The 16,156-nt window shown below is 69.4% G+C and carries 20 protein-coding genes; 10 read left to right on the top strand and 10 right to left on the bottom strand.

Going from position 1 to position 16,156, the window contains the following annotated elements; translation table 11 throughout:
* Positions 1-8: 8 nt before the first annotated feature.
* The 7 genes from leuC to R3F55_20855 all read right to left on the bottom strand — a co-directional run bounded on the left by leuC (position 9) and on the right by R3F55_20855 (position 6,154).
* Positions 9-1,418, bottom strand: coding sequence for a 3-isopropylmalate dehydratase large subunit (gene leuC / locus R3F55_20825; GenBank protein MEZ5669833.1), 1,410 nt, complete (start codon positions 1,416-1,418; stop codon positions 9-11).
* Between the two features lie 84 nt (positions 1,419-1,502).
* The gene (gene rplS / locus R3F55_20830) at positions 1,503-1,883 is read right to left on the bottom strand and encodes a 50S ribosomal protein L19 (GenBank protein ID MEZ5669834.1); all 381 of its coding nucleotides are present in this window, start codon (positions 1,881-1,883) and stop codon (positions 1,503-1,505) included.
* Positions 1,884-1,895: 12 nt separating this feature from the next.
* Entirely contained in the window at positions 1,896-2,648 is a 753-nt protein-coding gene (gene trmD, locus R3F55_20835; protein ID MEZ5669835.1) for a tRNA (guanosine(37)-N1)-methyltransferase TrmD, read from the bottom strand.
* Positions 2,641-3,222: a ribosome maturation factor RimM gene (gene rimM, locus R3F55_20840; GenBank protein MEZ5669836.1), complete on the bottom strand. Its 582-nt coding sequence runs from the start codon at positions 3,220-3,222 to the stop codon at positions 2,641-2,643. The genes trmD and rimM overlap by 8 nt, the downstream gene beginning before the upstream one ends.
* Before the next feature lie 40 nt (positions 3,223-3,262).
* Entirely contained in the window at positions 3,263-3,655 is a 393-nt protein-coding gene (gene rpsP, locus R3F55_20845) for a 30S ribosomal protein S16 (protein ID MEZ5669837.1), read from the bottom strand.
* A gap of 55 nt (positions 3,656-3,710) precedes the next feature.
* Positions 3,711-5,147 carry a signal recognition particle protein gene (ffh, locus tag R3F55_20850; protein ID MEZ5669838.1) on the bottom strand — a complete coding sequence of 479 codons (1,437 nt, stop codon included), beginning with the start codon at positions 5,145-5,147 and terminating at the stop codon, positions 3,711-3,713.
* Positions 5,148-5,377: 230 nt separating this feature from the next.
* Positions 5,378-6,154, bottom strand: coding sequence for an SDR family oxidoreductase (locus R3F55_20855; GenBank protein MEZ5669839.1), 777 nt, complete (start codon positions 6,152-6,154; stop codon positions 5,378-5,380).
* 248 nt (positions 6,155-6,402) lie between these two features.
* On the opposite strand from R3F55_20855, the gene R3F55_20860 reads away from it, so the two are divergent.
* From R3F55_20860 to R3F55_20875, 4 genes are all read left to right on the top strand, one after another.
* Positions 6,403-7,068, top strand: coding sequence for a hypothetical protein (locus tag R3F55_20860; protein ID MEZ5669840.1), 666 nt, complete (start codon positions 6,403-6,405; stop codon positions 7,066-7,068).
* Positions 7,065-7,460, top strand: coding sequence for a transcriptional regulator (locus R3F55_20865; GenBank protein ID MEZ5669841.1), 396 nt, complete (start codon positions 7,065-7,067; stop codon positions 7,458-7,460). Before R3F55_20860 ends, R3F55_20865 begins: the two co-directional genes overlap by 4 nt.
* Before the next feature lie 28 nt (positions 7,461-7,488).
* Positions 7,489-8,031, top strand: a complete 543-nt coding sequence (locus R3F55_20870; GenBank protein MEZ5669842.1) for a GNAT family N-acetyltransferase — start codon at positions 7,489-7,491, stop codon at positions 8,029-8,031.
* 153 nt (positions 8,032-8,184) lie between these two features.
* Entirely contained in the window at positions 8,185-8,490 is a 306-nt protein-coding gene (locus R3F55_20875; GenBank protein ID MEZ5669843.1) for a hypothetical protein, read from the top strand.
* A 21-nt stretch (positions 8,491-8,511) separates the two neighbouring features.
* Here R3F55_20875 and R3F55_20880 read toward each other — a convergent pair whose 3' ends face one another.
* The 3 genes from R3F55_20880 to R3F55_20890 all read right to left on the bottom strand — a co-directional run bounded on the left by R3F55_20880 (position 8,512) and on the right by R3F55_20890 (position 9,768).
* Positions 8,512-8,964 (bottom strand): DCC1-like thiol-disulfide oxidoreductase family protein, encoded by a 453-nt coding sequence (locus R3F55_20880; protein MEZ5669844.1) that lies wholly within the window; start codon positions 8,962-8,964, stop codon positions 8,512-8,514.
* A gap of 37 nt (positions 8,965-9,001) precedes the next feature.
* Positions 9,002-9,490 carry a bacterioferritin gene (gene bfr, locus R3F55_20885; protein ID MEZ5669845.1) on the bottom strand — a complete coding sequence of 163 codons (489 nt, stop codon included), beginning with the start codon at positions 9,488-9,490 and terminating at the stop codon, positions 9,002-9,004.
* An 80-nt stretch (positions 9,491-9,570) separates the two neighbouring features.
* A complete protein-coding gene (locus R3F55_20890) occupies positions 9,571-9,768 on the bottom strand; it encodes a (2Fe-2S)-binding protein (protein MEZ5669846.1) in 198 nt (65 codons plus the stop codon).
* Between the two features lie 302 nt (positions 9,769-10,070).
* On the opposite strand from R3F55_20890, the gene R3F55_20895 reads away from it, so the two are divergent.
* The 6 genes from R3F55_20895 (at position 10,071) to R3F55_20920 (ending at position 16,156) form a co-directional block, all read left to right on the top strand.
* Positions 10,071-11,807 carry an ABC transporter substrate-binding protein gene (locus tag R3F55_20895; GenBank protein MEZ5669847.1) on the top strand — a complete coding sequence of 579 codons (1,737 nt, stop codon included), beginning with the start codon at positions 10,071-10,073 and terminating at the stop codon, positions 11,805-11,807.
* Between the two features lie 199 nt (positions 11,808-12,006).
* Positions 12,007-13,074, top strand: coding sequence for an ABC transporter ATP-binding protein (locus R3F55_20900; GenBank protein ID MEZ5669848.1), 1,068 nt, complete (start codon positions 12,007-12,009; stop codon positions 13,072-13,074).
* Positions 13,075-13,088: 14 nt separating this feature from the next.
* The gene (locus tag R3F55_20905) at positions 13,089-14,156 is read left to right on the top strand and encodes an ABC transporter ATP-binding protein (protein ID MEZ5669849.1); all 1,068 of its coding nucleotides are present in this window, start codon (positions 13,089-13,091) and stop codon (positions 14,154-14,156) included.
* Between the two features lie 9 nt (positions 14,157-14,165).
* Complete coding sequence (locus R3F55_20910; protein MEZ5669850.1) at positions 14,166-15,035, top strand: sugar ABC transporter permease; 870 nt, start codon at positions 14,166-14,168, stop codon at positions 15,033-15,035.
* Positions 15,032-15,859, top strand: a complete 828-nt coding sequence (locus R3F55_20915) for a carbohydrate ABC transporter permease (protein ID MEZ5669851.1) — start codon at positions 15,032-15,034, stop codon at positions 15,857-15,859. Before R3F55_20910 ends, R3F55_20915 begins: the two co-directional genes overlap by 4 nt.
* A gap of 12 nt (positions 15,860-15,871) precedes the next feature.
* Positions 15,872-16,156, top strand: a complete 285-nt coding sequence (locus R3F55_20920) for a DUF2160 domain-containing protein (protein ID MEZ5669852.1) — start codon at positions 15,872-15,874, stop codon at positions 16,154-16,156.

Genomic DNA, 16,156 nt, shown 5'->3' on the forward strand with positions numbered 1-16,156 from the left:
CCCCCCACCTACTGCGCGAAGGCGCGCACGTCGGCCAGCCGGCCGGCAATCGCCGCCGCGGCCGCCATCGCCGGACTGACCAGGTGCGTGCGCCCGCCCCGGCCCTGCCGGCCCTCGAAGTTGCGGTTCGACGTCGAGGCGCAACGCTCGCCCGGCGCCAGCCGGTCGGCATTCATCGCCAGACACATCGAGCATCCCGGCTCGCGCCAGTCGAAGCCGGCCGCGCGCAGCACGACATCGAGACCCTCGGCCTCCGCCTGCTCCTTGACCAGGCCGGAACCGGGCACCACCATCGCCTGCACGCCGTCGGCGACCTTGCGCCCCTTGGCCACCTGCGCCACCGCGCGGATGTCCTCGATCCGGCCGTTGGTGCAGGATCCGATGAACACCCGGTCGATGGCGATGTCCGCGATGCGCATGCCGGGGGTCAGCGCCATGTAGTCGAGCGCACGCTGCATCGCCTCGGCGCGGGCCTCGTCGGCGGCCGCTGCCGGGTCCGGTACCACGCCGTCGATCGGCGCCACGTCCTGCGGGCTGGTGCCCCAGGTGACCTGCGGCGCGATGTCGGAAACGTCGATGCGGACCTCGGTGTCGTAGGCGGCACCCGGGTCGGACGGGAGCGTCTTCCAATAGGCGACCGCCTGCTCCCACTGGCCCGTCTTCGGCGCCATCGGCCGGCCCTTCAGATAGTCGAAGGTGGTCTCGTCGGGCGCGATCAGGCCGGCGCGCGCGCCGCCTTCGATCGACATGTTGCAGACCGTCATCCGGCCTTCCATCGAAAGGTCGCGGATCGCCTGGCCGGCATACTCGATCACATGGCCGGTGCCGCCTGCGGTGCCGATCTTGGCGATGATGGCGAGGATCAGGTCCTTCGCCGTGCAGCCCAGCGGCAAGGCGCCGTCGACCGTGATGCGCATGGTCTTTGCCGGCTGCTGGATCAGGGTCTGGGTGGCCAGCACGTGCTCGACCTCGGAGGTGCCGATGCCGAACGCCAGCGCGCCGAACGCGCCATGGGTTGCGGTATGGCTGTCGCCGCAGACGATGGTCATGCCGGGCTGGGTGAAGCCCTGCTCCGGCCCGATGATGTGGACGATGCCCTGGCGTACGTCGTCCATACCGAAATACGGCACGCCGAACTCGGCGCAGTTCCGGGTCAGCGTCTCGACCTGGATCCGGCTCGATTCCTCCCGGATGCCGCTGGCGCGGTCGGCGGTCGGCACGTTGTGGTCGGCGACCGCCAGCGTGGCGTCGGGGCGGCGCACCGGGCGGCCGTTCTGGCGCAGACCCTCGAACGCCTGCGGGCTGGTCACCTCATGGACCAGATGGCGGTCGATGTAGATCAGGCAGGTGCCTTCGGCATTGCGGTCGATCAGGTGGCCGTCCCAGATCTTCTCGAACAGCGTGCGTGGCTTGGTCATCGGTCCTTCGCGGTCACCCTGTAGCGGCCGGCGGACGCGCCTCCGGCCTTTCCCCGGTGCCGGCGCCGTGCGGCGCCGTCGTCCTCAGTCGCTGTTGTTGCCGCGGCCGGTGGTGCGCTCGCTGATGCGGGCGGCCTTGCCGGTGCGGCCGCGCAGGTAATACAGCTTCGCCCGGCGCACCTTGCCCTTGCGGATCAACTCAATCGAATCGAGCCGCGGGCTGTACAGCGGGAACACGCGCTCCACGCCCTCGCCGTAGCTGATCTTGCGCACGGTGAACGACGAAGAGATCCCGGCGTTGCGGCGCGCGATACACACGCCCTCGAACGCCTGCACACGCTCGCGCGTGCCCTCGATCACCTTCACGTTGACCCGCAGCGTATCGCCGGGGCTGAACTCGGGGATGGTCTTGCCCGCGGTCAGCGAGGCGATCTCTTCCTGCTCGATCTGATCGATCATGTTCATGGCACCACTCCTTCACGTCTGGCGCGTCTCGCCGGACGCGTGCTTGCATCGTCTCGTTTCCCACAGGTCGGGCCTGCGGGCCTGGGTTACGCGCTCGGCCTGCTCGCGCCGCCACGCCGCGATGTTGGCGTGGTGGCCGCTCAGCAGCACCTCCGGCACCGCCCGCCCCCGCCACACCGCCGGCCGGGTGTAGTGCGGGTATTCGAGCAGGCCGTCGCGAAAGCTCTCCTCCTCGTGCGACGCATCCGCCCCCATCACGCCCGGCAGCAGGCGGACGCAGGCATCCAGCATCGCGAGCGCCGCCGGCTCGCCGCCGGACAGCACGAAATCGCCGAGGCTGACTTCCTCCAGCGCGCGCGCCTCGATCACGCGCTGGTCCAGGCCTTCGTACCGGCCGCACAGCATCACCACGCCGGGTGCGGCGGCCAGTCGGTCGGCCATCGCCTGGTCGAAGGTGCGCCCGCGCGGCGACAGGTACAGCGCCGGGCAGCCCGCCGGCATGCGCGCCAGCGCCGCATCCAGCGCCGCATCGGCCACGTCGGGCCGCAACACCATGCCCGCACCGCCGCCGAACGGCACATCGTCGACCGAGCGGTGCTTATCGCCCGCAAAGCCGCGAATGTCCATGGTTTCCAAGGACCAGCGCCCCGCCGCCAGCGCCTTGCCGGCCAGCGAAAGACCCAGCGGACCCGGGAACATGCCCGGGAACAGCGTCAACACCAGCGCCGTCCACGGCGCGGGCGCCATGCCCGCCCGCTCAGCCATGCGCCCGACCCCGCGCCGCGGCGTCGACCGGCGCGTCGTCCAGGCCGGCCGGCGGGGCGATCACAACGCGGCCGCCGGCGACATCGACGAGCGGGAAACAGGCCCGCGTGAACGGCAGCGTCACCGACGGCATGCCGGGCCGCGCGATCTCCACCACGTCGCCCGCACCGTGGTCCTCGACCCCGACGATGGTGCCGAAGGCCGTGCCGTCGGCGCTGGCGACCGCCAGCCCGACCAGGTCGACCAGATAGAACTCGTCCTCTTCCTCGGGTTCCGGCAGCCGCGAACGCGGCACGCACAGCCGGCGGCCGCGCAACGCCAGCGCGCCGTCGCGGTCGGCCACGCCGTCGACGGCGGCGAGAAAGTGGTCGTTGGCCCGGCCGACCAGCCTGAGCGCGAGCGGCCGTTGGCCGGCCTCGTCGCAGAACGGGCCGTAGTCCGCGATCGCCGCCGGATCGGCCGTGAACGAGCGCAGCTTGACCAGCCCGCGCACGCCGTGGGCTGTCGCGATCTGGCCGACGCAGACATAGGCCTGCGCGGCGTCGCGGACGCTTCGGCTGTCGGTGTCGGCCATCGGCGCGGCTCCGGTCGCGGCTGTGCGCGGCAGCGGCCGGTCAGGCCTCGGCCGCGGGCTCCTCGGCCGGCGTAGCGGCGGACTCGGCCGCGGCCTTTGCCGCCTCGGCCGCCATCTTCATGCGCTCCTGCGCCTTCGCCTTCGGCTGGCCCTGCTTGGTCTGGCTGGGAATGGCGTACTTCGGCGCCAGCCCAGCGTCGCCGAGGAACCGCGCGACCCGGTCGGTCGGCAGTGCGCCGTTGCCCAGCCAGTGCTTGATGCGGTCGTGGTCGAGGCGAAGGCGGTTCTCATCGTCCCGCTCCAGCATCGGGTTGTAGGTCCCGACCTTCTCGATGAACTTGCCGTCGCGCGGGCTGCGGCTGTCGGCCACCACGATACGGTAGTAGGGGCGCTTCTTGGCGCCGCCGCGGGCCAGTCTGATCTTCAGTGCCATGTTCGTTCGCTTCCCTTCCGAATGTCGCGAGTTGTCGTCTGTCTGTGCAATTTCATCAGCGTCGCGGCAGGCCGCCGGGACCGAAGCCGGGGGGCAGGCCGCCGCCCGGCCCGCCGAGCCCGCCCGGACCGCCGGGCCCGCCCATGCCGCCGAGCATGTTGCCGAGGCCGCCGCGCATCAGGCCCTTCATGCCGAGCTTGCCGACCCGTTTCATCACCTTGGCCATCTCGTCATGCTGCTTCAGCAGCTTGTTGACGTCCTGCACGGTGGTGCCGGAGCCGGCGGCGATGCGCCGCTTGCGCGAAGCGTGGATCACCTTCGGCTTGGTCCGCTCCTCGACCGTCATCGACAGGATGATCGCCTCCTGCTTGGCCAGCGCCCGCTCGTCGACATTGGCGCCGGCCATCTGCTTCTTGATCTTGGCGACACCCGGCAGCAGGCCCATCAGGCCGCCGATGCCGCCCATCTTCTTCAGCTGGCGCAACTGGTTGAGCAGGTCGTTGAGGTCGAACTGGCCCTTCTGGATCTTGGCCGCCATCTTCTCGGCCTCGGCCTCGTCGATGACCTCCTTCGCCTTCTCGACCAGGCTGACCACGTCGCCCATGCCGAGGATGCGGCCGGCGATCCGCTCCGGGTGGAACGGCTCCAGCGCGTCGATCTTCTCGCCGACGCCAATCAGCTTGATCGGACAGCCGGTGACCGCGCGCATCGACAGCGCCGCGCCGCCGCGGGCGTCGCCGTCGACACGGGTCAGCACGATGCCGGTCAGCCCGATGCGGCTCTTGAAGTTGGTCGCGGTCGCCACCGCGTCCTGGCCGGTCATCGCGTCGGCGACCAGCAGGGTCTCCACCGGCTGCACCGCGTCGCGCACCGCAGCCACCTCGGCCATCAGCGCCTCGTCGATCGACAGCCGGCCGGCGGTGTCCAGCAGCACCACGTCATAGCCGTTGAGCCGGCCTGCGGTCATCGCGCGCCGCGCGATGTCGACCGGCATCTGGCCCGGCACGATCGGCAGGGTCGCCACCTCGGCTTGCTCGCCCAGCACGCGCAGCTGCTCCTGCGCCGCCGGCCGCTGCACGTCCAGCGAGGCCATCAGGACCTTCTTCTTCTGGTCCTTCTGCAGCATGCGGCCGATCTTGGCGGTGCTGGTGGTCTTGCCGGAGCCCTGCAGGCCGACGATCAGCACCGGCACCGGCGGCACCGCCATCAGGTTGAGGCCCGACGCCTCCGACCCCAGCATCTCGATCAGGTTGTCGTGGACGATCTTGATGACCTGCTGGCCCGGGGTGACCGACTTGATCACCTCCTGGCCGACCGCGCGTTCGCGCACCTTGTCGATGAACTGCTTGACGACCGGCAGCGCGACATCGGCCTCGAGCAGGGCGATGCGCACCTCGCGCATGGCGAGGCCGACGTCGGACTCCGACAGCGCGCCGCGCTTGCGCAGCTTGTCGAAGATGTCGCCGAGCTTGCCGCCGAGGCTTTCGAACATGCGTCGTCCCGTCGCTCGGGCCGGACAGCGCCGGCCGGTTCCGTCACAATACCGCGCGGCCAGGGCCGCGCACCGCTCCAAACGCAAACGCGCCGGTGCGCGAAACTCGCGGACCGACGGAGCCCCTCGGGGCCGGATGTCGCACGCCTGTGCGGGTGACGGGGTATAGGCACGCGCAGGCGGTTTGTCAACGAATCGCCCGCTACAGCGCGCCGGAGCGGGCGGCCGCCCTATTCGTCGTCGCGCAGCGCCGCCAGCCCGATGCCGGTCGCCTCGAAGCCGCCGTCGACCGCCAGCGTCTGGCCGGTGATGTAGCTGGCGCGCTCGCTGCACAGAAACAGCACCGCCTCGGCGATCTCGTCCTCCAAACCGTACCGGTTGAGCGGGATCGCGTCGTGATAGGCGGCACGGATGTCCGCCGTGTGGACCTGGCGGGCCATGGCGGTGTCGACAGGGCCGGGCGCGACCAGGTTGACGCGGATGCCGTGGGCGGACAGTTCCACCGCCTGCTGGCGTGTCAGGTGGGCCAGCGCGGCCTTGGACGTGCCGTAGGCCACGCGCAGCGTGCTGGCGCGCAGGCCGGAGACCGAGCCGATGTTGACGACGGCGCCGCCGCCGTTCCGCCGCATCAGCGGTATTGCCGCCTGCACGCACAGGAACGGGCCGGTCAGGTTGACCGCCAGCACCCGCTGCCATTCCGTCGGCGTGGTCTGCAGCATCGGCTTGAACACCGCCACGCCGGCATTGTTGACCACCGCGTCGAGCCGGCCCCAGCGTTCCCCGATCGCGCCGACGGCCGCCTGCACCTGCATGTCCTCGGCCACGTCGGCGATCAGCGCCAGGGTGTCGTCGTGCGGCAGCCGGGCGGCGGTGGCGCCCAGCGCGTCGGCGTCGATGTCCAGCAGGGCGACCCGCCAGCCCTCGGCCAGGAAGGCCTGGGCGGTAGCCAGGCCGATGCCGCGCGCCGAACCGGTCACCAGCGCCACGTTGCGTGCCGCGTCCGCCATCCCCGATCAGCGCCCCCCTGCCGTTCGAGCCCAGCCGTAAGGCCGCCTGCCCGTGCGCGCGGATAACACACAATCGCGTGTGGATCGCCGGGCGTCAACACGCTTGGCGCTTGAGAATGGCATGAACGACAATCGTTTGTCGTGCATTGGGCGGCAACAGCCCGGATCCGGCGGCGCTTGCGCTGGGCCGCAGCCTCGCGCTACTTTGCGCCGCAAAGCAATCAGCAGACCAGCGAACCGGATACGCCATGCGCGACCTGGACCAGGCCCTCACCGACATCGCCGCGATGCGGCGCCAGATGGCGCGCGGAACCGAGTTCCGCGGCTATGGCCCGGTGGCCTTCGGCGTCACCGGCCTGCTCGCGGTGGCGACCGCGCTGGTGCAGGCGTTCTGGCTTTCCGACCCGCTGCCGGACGCGGCAGCCGCAGGCGGCTATGGCCGCGCCGCGGTCCGCGGCGCCGTCGGCTTCGTCGTGCTGTGGGGCGCCGCCGGGCTGATCGCGGTCGCGGTCATGGGCTACGAGGTGGTCAGCCGCGCGCGCCGCGTCCATGTCGGACTGGCCGACGCGATGATCCGCGAGGCGGCGGCACAGATGGTACCGGCTCTGGTCGCCGGCGCCGCGGTGACGCTGGTGCTGCTGCGCGCCGCACCGGGCGCGCTGTGGCTGCTGCCCGGGCTGTGGCAGCTGCTGCTCAGCCTCGGCGTGTTCGCCTCGCGCCGGTCGCTGCCGCGGCCGTTCCTGTGGGTCGGCGTGTGGTACATGGCCTGCGGCCTGGCCTGCCTGGCGCTGGCCCAGGGCGCGCACGCATTCTCGCCCTGGGCGATGGCGGTGCCGTTCGGGGTCGGCCAGTTCATGGCGGCCGCCCTGATTCACCGTTCCGAGCCGCGACACGGCGACGGGCGGCGGCCGTGACCGCCGGGCCGACCGGGCGGTTCGCCTATGAGGGGCTGGACCGGGTGATCCACGAGAAGGCGCGTCTCGGCGTGCTGACCTCGCTGGTCGGCCAGCCGGACGGCCTGCTGTTCGGCGACCTGAAGCGGCTGTGCGACCTGACCGACGGCAATCTCAGCCGCCACCTTGCGGTGCTGGAGGAGGCCGGCCTGGTGGCGATCGAGAAGAGCTTTGCTGCCAAGCGGCCGCAGACCCGCATCCGGGTGACGGAGACCGGACGGGTGCGCTATCTCGACTATCTCGCGGTGCTGGAGCAGGTGGTGCGCGATGCTGCCGCAGCGGCACGGCACGGCGAGGCCGGCGCGGACAAGCCGGCCCGCCCCCGTGGCGCCGGCGGCCTGGCCCCGGCATGAGCGGCCACCACCGGCGCGCCCGCCGCCGATGACGATCCGACCAGGGACGACCCGATCAGAGTCGAACACGGCGGTTGCAATCCGCACCGCGAGGCCGGACGACGCCGATGCCGTGCGGGCGGTGCTGGAGGCCTCCTATCCGGCACTGATGGCCGGCGCCTATCCGCCCGCCGTGCTGGCCGCGCTGCTGCCGCGGATGGTCGACGCGAACCCGCGCCTGCTTGGCTCGGGACGCTACTATCTAGCCGAGGTCGCCGGTGCGGTCGCCGGGTGCGGCGGCTGGAGCCGGGAACGGCCGGGCGGCGGTGCGGCCGAGCCGGGGCTCGGTCACATCCGGCACTTCGCGGTGCGGGCCGACAGGGCCGGCCGCGGCATCGGCCGCGCCCTGATGCAGCGCTGCCTTGCCGAAGCCCGCGCCGACGGCGTCGTCCTGCTCGAATGCTACGCCAGTCTGAATGCCGAAGGCTTCTATCGGGCGATGGGCTTCCGGACCGTCGGTCCCCTCGACGTGCGAATGGGACCGGGCCCGGCGCTGCCCAGCATGCTGATGCGACGGCCGGTCGGCGCATAGCCGCCGATCGGCCAAGAAATATGGAAAAAATGGCCTGCAGGGGTTGTAATCCCGGCATCGTTCTGCGAGGACTGCTCGCACGTGCCAGCGAATCCTGCGAGCGATTTCGCTGTGTGCCGAACCTCTTCCGCGAACCGATTGGGAGCTGATGCGATGAAATTGTCTTCGCAGCAGGTCGTTTCTGTCAAAACGGCACTTGGAGCGGACCCGCTGGAGGATCACAATCCTGCAATGGATTCTCTGGTGAAGGCCTTTGGCGAACACACATTCTATGTGTTTACAGACGGATTGTTCGTGCTGGAGCCGGTGAACGACGCCGCGATGGCTGGCGATCCGGCGCGTCTGGTGCTGGTGGCCGCCTGGACCGACGAGAAGCGCAACGCGCTGCAGAAGGTGCAGCCGCAGGCGACCGACGCCATCGTCGATCTGAGCGCGGGCCCGGCCACACCCGACACCTGACCGCGGCGGCCGGCCAGCGCCTCAGTCGATGAAGCGGTGGCGCTGGTCGGGCGCCGGCACCAGGCAGCGCGCGCGCCGGCCGAACAGCCGATAGCGGTTGCGGGCGACGCGGTCGTAGAGCCAGTCGCCCGCCGGCCGCGGGATCCTGCCGGCGACGGCGAACAGGCGCCAGGGCCAGGGCAGGCGCCGCATGACCCCGACGAAGGCGGCCATCCGCACATGGGCGCGGCCGTCGACCACCAGCAGGTTGGTCTCGAAGTCGACCGCGTCATAGCCGTAGTGGCGGAACAGCGCTGCACCCAGCGGTGACTGGCCGGCGCAGAATCGGAAGCGTGCATCCCGGTCGCGGGCCAGCACGAAGCGCACGAAGCCGGAGCACAGCACGCAGTCGCCGTCGTAGACGAACACCGGGCCGCCGTCGTCGAAGCGCGGCACGGCCGGGTCGTCGCGGTAGCTGTAGGGCCGGTGCGACACGACCGGCAGTCTCGCCCGGGCGGCGCCGGGCGGGCGCTCAGTCGCCGTCGGGCGTCTTTCCGCCGGTTGCGTTCTGGACATAGTTCTGGATGCCCATGGCGCCGATCAGCGCAAGCTGGGTCTCGAGGAAGTCGACATGCTCCTCCTCGTTGTCGAGGATGTCGGCCAGGATCTCGCGGCTGACGAAATCGCGCACCGTCTCGCAATGGGCGATCGCTTCGCGCAGCAGTGGAATCGCCTCGTGCTCCAGTGCCAGGTCGCACTCGAGCACTTCCTTCACGTCCTCGCCGATGCGCAGCTTGTTCAGCGCCTGCAGGTTCGGCAGCCCCTCGAGAAACAGGACGCGCTCGATCAGCTTGTCGGCGTGCTCCATCTCCTCGATGGATTCCTTGTACTCGTATGCGCCAAGTTGGGTCATGCCCCAGTTCTTCAGCATGCGGGCGTGCAGGAAATACTGGTTGATTGCGGTCAGCTCGTTCTTGAGCACCTTGTTCAGGAACTCGATGACCTTCTTGTCGCCCTTCATGTCCGGCCCCGCCTCGCTGTTGGTCGCTGCCTGCCGCCACTCCTAGCGGCTGGCTGCCGGGGTGGCAATACCGGCGGGCGCTATTCCGCGGCGAGCGGCGGCACGGATTCGCCCGTGTCGCGGCGGGTTGCGATCATCTGCCGGATGCTGGGTCCGCAGGTGCCGCACTGCGGCTGGCAGCCGAGACCGCGGAATACCGCCGGCACCGAGCGGGCGCCGCCGTCGATCTGCGCGTTGACGGCGCGGCAGTTCACTCCGTTGCACAGGCAGACGATCATGGTCGACCCTGACAGTGACACTCATTCGCACAGAAATAATTGCTGCGCATCGCGGCCGACGGCAAGCCCGCAATTGTCGCAGCCGGATAACCCGCCGCGAACCGTGGCCGACAGGACACCGGCGGCGTCGGCGCACGCCGCACGGCCGCCTGGCGGCAGGCGCCGGATTTTCGTTTCCGAAAAATTGCGAACAGGAAATTGCGCACTTGCGAAACCCGGCGGGGCTGATACGATCCGCTGCGGCGTCGCGAGATGCCCAGATACGCCCCGTGTCCGACAAAAAAGTAACGTGGGAGGAACATTTGAAAACGAAACTGCTCGCTACCGCAGCCGCGGTCGCGATGGTCTCTTTCGCCCAGACCGGCCGCGCCGACATGGCGGCGGCCGAGCGCTGGGTCGACCAGGAGTTCCAGCCATCGACGCTGAGCCGCGAGGAGCAGCTGGCGGAGATGCAGTGGTTCATCGATGCCGCCGCACCCTATGCCGGCATGGAAATCAACGTGCTGTCGGAGACGATCCCGACGCATACCTATGAATCCGAGGTGCTGACGCAGGCCTTCTTCGAGATCACCGGCATCCGGGTGAACCACCAGCTGCTCGGCGAGGGCGAGGTGGTGCAGGCCGTGCAGACCCAGATGCAGACCGGCCGCAACCTCTATGACGCCTACGTCAACGATTCCGACCTGATCGGCACCCATTCGCGCCTGCAGCTCGCCACCAACCTGTCCGACTGGATGGCCGGCGAAGGCGCGGCGGTGACCAACCCGAACCTCGACATCGCCGATTTCATGGGGATCTCGTTCACCACCGGTCCCGACGGCAAGGTCTACCAGCTGCCCGACCAGCAGTTCGCCAACCTGTACTGGTTCCGCAAGGACTGGTTCGACCGCGAGGACCTGCAGGCCCAGTTCAAGGAAATCTACGGTTACGACCTCGGCGTGCCGGTGAACTGGTCGGCCTATGAGGACATCGCCGACTTCTTCACCAACCACGTGCAGGAGATCGACGGCGTCCGCGTCTACGGCCACATGGACTACGGCAAGCGCGCGCCCGACCTGGGCTGGCGCATGACCGACGCCTGGCTGTCGATGGCCGGCATGTCCGACCACGGCCTGCCCAACGGCCGCCCGGTCGACGAATGGGGCATCCGCATGGAGGAAGGCTCCTGCAACCCCGTCGGCGCCTCGATCACCCGCGGTGGCGGCACCAACAGCGCGCCGGCGGTCTATGCCATCGCCAAGTGGGACGAGTGGCTGCGCAACTACGCGCCTCCGGGGGCGGCGAGCTACGACTTCTACCAGTCGCTGCCGGCGCTGGCCCAGGGCAACGTCGCCCAGCAGATCTTCTGGTACACGGCGTTCACCGCCAACATGGTCGCCAGCCAGGAAGAGGGCAACAACACGGTCGACGCCGACGGCATGCCGCTGTGGCGGATGGCGCCGTCGCCGCACGGCGCCTATTGGGAAGAGGGCATGAAGCTCGGCTATCAGGACGCCGGCTCGTGGACCCTTTTCAACTCGACCCCGGTCGACCGCCGCCAGGCGGCCTGGCTCTATGCCCAGTTCGTGGTGTCGAAGACCGTCGACGTGCGCAAGAGCCATGTCGGCCTGACCTTCGTCCGCGACAGCACCGTTCGGCACGAGAGCTTCTCCGAGCGCGCCCCGCGGCTGGGCGGCCTGGTCGAGTTCTACCGCTCGCCCGACCGGGTGAACTGGACGCCGACCGGCATCAACGTGCCCGACTATCCGAAGCTGGCGCAGCTGTGGTGGCAGCAGATCGGTGACGTCAACTCCGGCGCGTTCACGCCGCAGGAGGCGATGGACCGCCTTGCCGCCGAGATGGACCAGGTGATGGCCGGCATGCAGGCGGCCGACGAGCAGGCCAACCTCTACGGCGGCTGCGGCCCGCGCCTCAACGAGGAGCAGGACGCCCAGGTCTGGCTCGACGCGCCAGGCGCGCCGGTGGCGGCCCTGGCAAACGAGAAGCCGCAGGGCGAGACCGTCAACTACGACGAGCTGGTCGCCCGCTGGCAGCAATAGCGGCGCAAAGCCGCTCCGACGGCTCCTCCCCGCCCGTCGGCCCAACGCACCTGCCTGGCAGGTACCGCGGGCCGGCGGGCTCCCCTTCTGCCCGCCGCACCGGCCACGGCCGGACAGGCCCGCGATCGATCATGACAACACCCTCGCACAAGACGCATGCTGTCCGCCGTTCGGACCGGTGCACGAACGGAACCGCGACATGACCTTGGAGCTGCGGGGGGTCGAGAAACGCGTCGGCGCGGAGACCCACATCCATCCGACGTCGGTCAAGCTCGCCGGCGGCGAGTTCAACATCCTGCTCGGCACCACGCTCAGCGGCAAGACCACGCTGATGCAGCTGATGGCCGGGCTGGAGCGGCCGACCGCGGGCGAGATCTGGCTCGACGGCCGCAACGTCACCACGGTCTCGGCGCCGAAGCGCAACGTGTCGATGGTGCACCAGCAGTTCATCAACTACCCGAACATGACGGTGTTCGAGAACATCGCCTCGCCGCTGCGCGTCGCCCGCATGGACCAGGCCAGGATGCGCGAACGGGTACACCGCACAGCGGAGCTGTTGCGGCTGACCCCGATGCTGGACCGCAAGCCGGCCAACCTGTCCGGCGGCCAGCAGCAGCGCACCGCACTGGCACGCGCGCTGGTCAAGGATGCCAGCCTGGTGCTGCTGGACGAACCGCTGGCCAACCTCGATTTCAAGCTGCGCGAGGAGCTGCGCGACGAGCTGCCCAAGCTGTTCGAGGACCGCGGCTGCACCGTCGTCTATGCCACCACCGAACCGACCGAGGCGCTGCTGCTGGGCGGCCACACCGCGACCCTGCACGAGGGCCGGGTGACCCAGTTCGGCGTCACCGGCACGATCTATCGCCGGCCGCAGGACCTGCTGACCGCGCAGGTGTTCTCCGATCCGCCGATCAACGTCGCGCCGGTGACCAAGCGCGGCGACGCGGTCGCCCTCGGCGACGGCGTGCAGTGGGCCGCGACCGACGCCTTGCGCGGCCAGCCCGACGGCCCCTACACGGTCGGCATCCGCCCGCATCACGTCACGCCGGCGGCGCGCGCGGCCGAGGCGGTCCGCATCCAGGGCGAGGTCATGGTGGCGGAACTGAGCGGTTCGGAGAGCATCGTGCATTTCCGGCTGCAGTCCCATCCCTGGGTGTCGCAGTCGCACGGCATCCACCCGTTCAGCGTCGGCGAACAGGCAACGCTGTATCTCGACCCCCGCCAGTGCCTGTATTTCGACCAGGCCGGCCGGCTGGTCGCGGGCTGAGCGGAGGGCGGGCGATGGCCAGGATCACCCTCGACAACCTGAGGCACAGCTACGTGCCGGCGCCGGCGGCCGAAGCCGACTGGGCGCTGAAGCGGATGAGCGTGGAATGGGACGACGGCGGCGCCTATGCGCTGCTCGGCCCGTCCGGCTGCGGCAAGACCACGCTGCTCAACATCATCTCCGGCCTGATCAGCCCGACCGAAGGCCGCGTGCTGTTCGGCGAGCGCGACGTGACCCATGTGCCGCCGGATGCGCGCAACATCGCCCAGGTGTTCCAGTTCCCGGTCGTCTACGACACGATGACCGTCTACGACAACCTGGCCTTCCCGCTGCGCAACCGCGGCATGCGCGGGCGCGACGTCGATGCCCGGGTGCGCGAGATCGCGGCGATGGTCGAGCTCGATGCCATGCTGAAGCGCCGGGCCCAGGGCCTGACCGCCGACGGCAAGCAGAAGATCTCGCTCGGCCGCGGGCTGGTGCGGCCGGACGTCAACGTGATCATGTTCGACGAGCCGCTGACGGTGATCGACCCGCACCTGAAGTGGAAGCTGCGCTCGCAGCTGAAGGCGCTGCACCAGCAGATCGGCGTCACGATGATCTATGTCACCCACGACCAGACCGAGGCGCTGACCTTCGCCGACAAGGTGGTGGTGATGCACGACGGCACCGTGGTGCAGATCGGGACGCCGGTCGACCTGTTCGAGAAACCGCAGCACACCTTCGTCGGCCATTTCATCGGTTCGCCGGGCATGAACCTGCTGCCCTGCACGGTCGAGAACGGCAGCGCCCGTTTCGCCGGCCGGGCGGTCGCCACCGCCGCGCCGGTGACGCAGCCCGCCGCCGGCGCCGCGGTTGAACTGGGCGTGCGGCCGGAGTTCGTCAGCTTCGCCGACGACGGGGTGCCGGTGCAGGTGGTCGGGGTCAGCGACGCCGGACGGTTCCGCATCGTCGACGCCCGCGCCGACGGCCACCGGATCAAGCTGCTGGTGCAGGAAGACGCCCCGATCCCGTCGGAGACCGCGCATGTGCGCTTCGACCCGGCCCACACCCAGGTCTATGCCGACGGCTGGATCGTGAACTAGGACCGACCCATGGCGCGCAAGCTCGAAAACCAGAAGGCGTGGTTCTTCGTCATCCCGGTGGTGGCGCTGGTCGCCTTCAACGCCGTCATCCCGCTGATGACCGTGGTCAACTATTCGGTGCAGGAGACTTACGGCAACAACATCTTCCTGTGGTCGGGGCTGAAGTGGTTCGAGGAGCTGCTCGCGTCGGAGCGGTTCCAGGAGGCGCTGTGGCGCCAGGCGCTGTTCACCGCCATCATCCTGGCGATCGAGGTGCCGCTCGGCGTGGCCATCGCGCTGACCATGCCGCGCAAGGGCCCCTGGGTCTCCGTCTGCCTGGTACTGATGGCGCTGCCGCTGCTGATTCCGTGGAACGTGGTCGGCGCGATGTGGACCTTCTTCGCGCTGCCCGACATCGGGCTGTTCGGCGTGGCGATGAACGGTCTCGGCTTCGACTACAACTTCACCCAGCAACCGTTCGACGCCTGGCTGACCACCGTGCTGATGGACGTCTGGCACTGGACCTCGCTGGTGGTGCTGCTGGCCTATGCCGGCCTGGTCTCGATCCCGGACGCCTACTATCAGGCGGCGCGGATCGACGGCGCCAGGCGCTGGGCGGTATTCCGCTACATTCAGCTGCCGAAGATGAAGCGCGTGCTGACCATCGCCGTGCTGCTGCGGTTCATGGACAGCTTCATGATCTACACCGAGCCGTTCGTGCTGACCGGCGGCGGTCCCGGCAACTCGACCACCTTCCTGTCGATCGACCTGAACAAGATCGCGCTGGGCGAGTTCGCGCTGGGCAAGGCGGGCGCGATGTCGCTGGTCTACTTCCTGATCATCCTGCTGGCGAGCTGGGTGTTCTACGCGGTGATGACCCGCAACGAGAACCAGCAATGAGCGCCGCAACGTCCAGATCGGGTTTCGCGTCCGGGCGCTGGATCGCCCCCGGGCTGTACATCCTGTTCCTGATGCTGCCGATCTACTGGCTGCTGAACATGTCGTTCCAGACCACCAACGAGATCCTCGGCGGGTTCTCGCCCTGGCCGGCGCAGTTCACGCTGGAGAACTACGAGACGATCTTCACCGACCCGACCTGGTACAACGGCTATATCAACTCGCTGAAATACGTGCTGCTCAACACCGTGATCTCGGTGACCGTGGCGCTGCCGGCGGCCTATGCCTTCTCGCGCTACCGCTTTCTCGGCGACAAGCACCTTTTCTTCTGGCTGCTGACCAACCGGATGGCGCCGGCGGCCGTGTTCGCGCTGCCGTTCCTGCAGCTCTACGACGCGGTCGGCCTGTTCGACACGCCGTTCGCCGTCGCGCTGGCCCACTGCCTGTTCAACATCCCGCTGGCGGTGTGGATCCTGGAAGGCTTCATGTCGGGCGTGCCGCGCGAGCTGGACGAGACCGCCTATGTCGACGGCTATTCGTTCCCGCGGTTCTTCGTGAAGATCTTCATGCCGACCATCGCGTCGGGCATCGGCGTCGCCGCCTTCTTCTGCTTCATGTTTTCGTGGGTCGAGCTGCTGCTGGCCAAGACGCTGACCCAGGTCGACGCCAAGCCGATCGCCGCCACCATGACCCGCACGGCCAGCACCGCCGGTTACGAACTGGGCCTGCTGGCCGCGGCCGGGGCGCTGACCATCATCCCCGGCGCGGTGGTAATCTGGTTCGTGCGCAATTACATCGCCAAGGGCTTTGCCCTGGGCCGGGTGTGAGGGAGGCCGGCGATGGACCTGCTGAGCTGGATGGCCTGGACGCCGGAGACGGCGGCGTTCTTCGGTGTGATCGCGGCCCTGCTGATCGGCATGACGGTGTGGGAGCTGGTGCGCCCGGGCGGCGCGCCGCGGCACGGCATCCTCGGCCTGGACACCACCCGCGGCGACCGCCTGTTCATCTCGCTGCTGGGCGCCGCCTTCATCCACCTGGCCTGGCTGGCGCTGTTCGGCACCCCGTTGTGGGGGGCCAATGCGATCGCGCTGGCCTATGCGGTGGCGGTGTTCGTCTGGGTTTGA

This window comes from Alphaproteobacteria bacterium, assembly GCA_041396705.1.
GTDB lineage: Bacteria > Pseudomonadota > Alphaproteobacteria > CALKHQ01 > CALKHQ01 > CALKHQ01.

Bases quoted from the DNA above. Each gene is read 5' to 3' on its own strand.
- R3F55_20875 (MEZ5669843.1), top strand. From the start codon at position 8,185: ATGAAATTGTCTTCGCAGCAGGTCGTTTCTGTCAAAACGGCACTTGGA.
- rpsP (MEZ5669837.1), bottom strand. From the start codon at position 3,655: ATGGCACTGAAGATCAGACTGGCCCGCGGCGGCGCCAAGAAGCGCCCC.
- trmD (MEZ5669835.1), bottom strand. From the start codon at position 2,648: ATGGCTGAGCGGGCGGGCATGGCGCCCGCGCCGTGGACGGCGCTGGTG.
- ffh (MEZ5669838.1), bottom strand. From the start codon at position 5,147: ATGTTCGAAAGCCTCGGCGGCAAGCTCGGCGACATCTTCGACAAGCTG.
- bfr (MEZ5669845.1), bottom strand. From the start codon at position 9,490: ATGAAGGGCGACAAGAAGGTCATCGAGTTCCTGAACAAGGTGCTCAAG.
- R3F55_20855 (MEZ5669839.1), bottom strand. From the start codon at position 6,154: ATGGCGGACGCGGCACGCAACGTGGCGCTGGTGACCGGTTCGGCGCGC.
- R3F55_20900 (MEZ5669848.1), top strand. From the start codon at position 12,007: ATGACCTTGGAGCTGCGGGGGGTCGAGAAACGCGTCGGCGCGGAGACC.
- R3F55_20910 (MEZ5669850.1), top strand. From the start codon at position 14,166: ATGGCGCGCAAGCTCGAAAACCAGAAGGCGTGGTTCTTCGTCATCCCG.
- leuC (MEZ5669833.1), bottom strand. From the start codon at position 1,418: ATGACCAAGCCACGCACGCTGTTCGAGAAGATCTGGGACGGCCACCTG.
- rplS (MEZ5669834.1), bottom strand. From the start codon at position 1,883: ATGAACATGATCGATCAGATCGAGCAGGAAGAGATCGCCTCGCTGACC.
- R3F55_20905 (MEZ5669849.1), top strand. From the start codon at position 13,089: ATGGCCAGGATCACCCTCGACAACCTGAGGCACAGCTACGTGCCGGCG.
- rimM (MEZ5669836.1), bottom strand. From the start codon at position 3,222: ATGGCCGACACCGACAGCCGAAGCGTCCGCGACGCCGCGCAGGCCTAT.
- R3F55_20915 (MEZ5669851.1), top strand. From the start codon at position 15,032: ATGAGCGCCGCAACGTCCAGATCGGGTTTCGCGTCCGGGCGCTGGATC.
- R3F55_20890 (MEZ5669846.1), bottom strand. From the start codon at position 9,768: ATGATCGTCTGCCTGTGCAACGGAGTGAACTGCCGCGCCGTCAACGCG.
- R3F55_20870 (MEZ5669842.1), top strand. From the start codon at position 7,489: ATGACGATCCGACCAGGGACGACCCGATCAGAGTCGAACACGGCGGTT.
- R3F55_20860 (MEZ5669840.1), top strand. From the start codon at position 6,403: ATGCGCGACCTGGACCAGGCCCTCACCGACATCGCCGCGATGCGGCGC.
- R3F55_20920 (MEZ5669852.1), top strand. From the start codon at position 15,872: ATGGACCTGCTGAGCTGGATGGCCTGGACGCCGGAGACGGCGGCGTTC.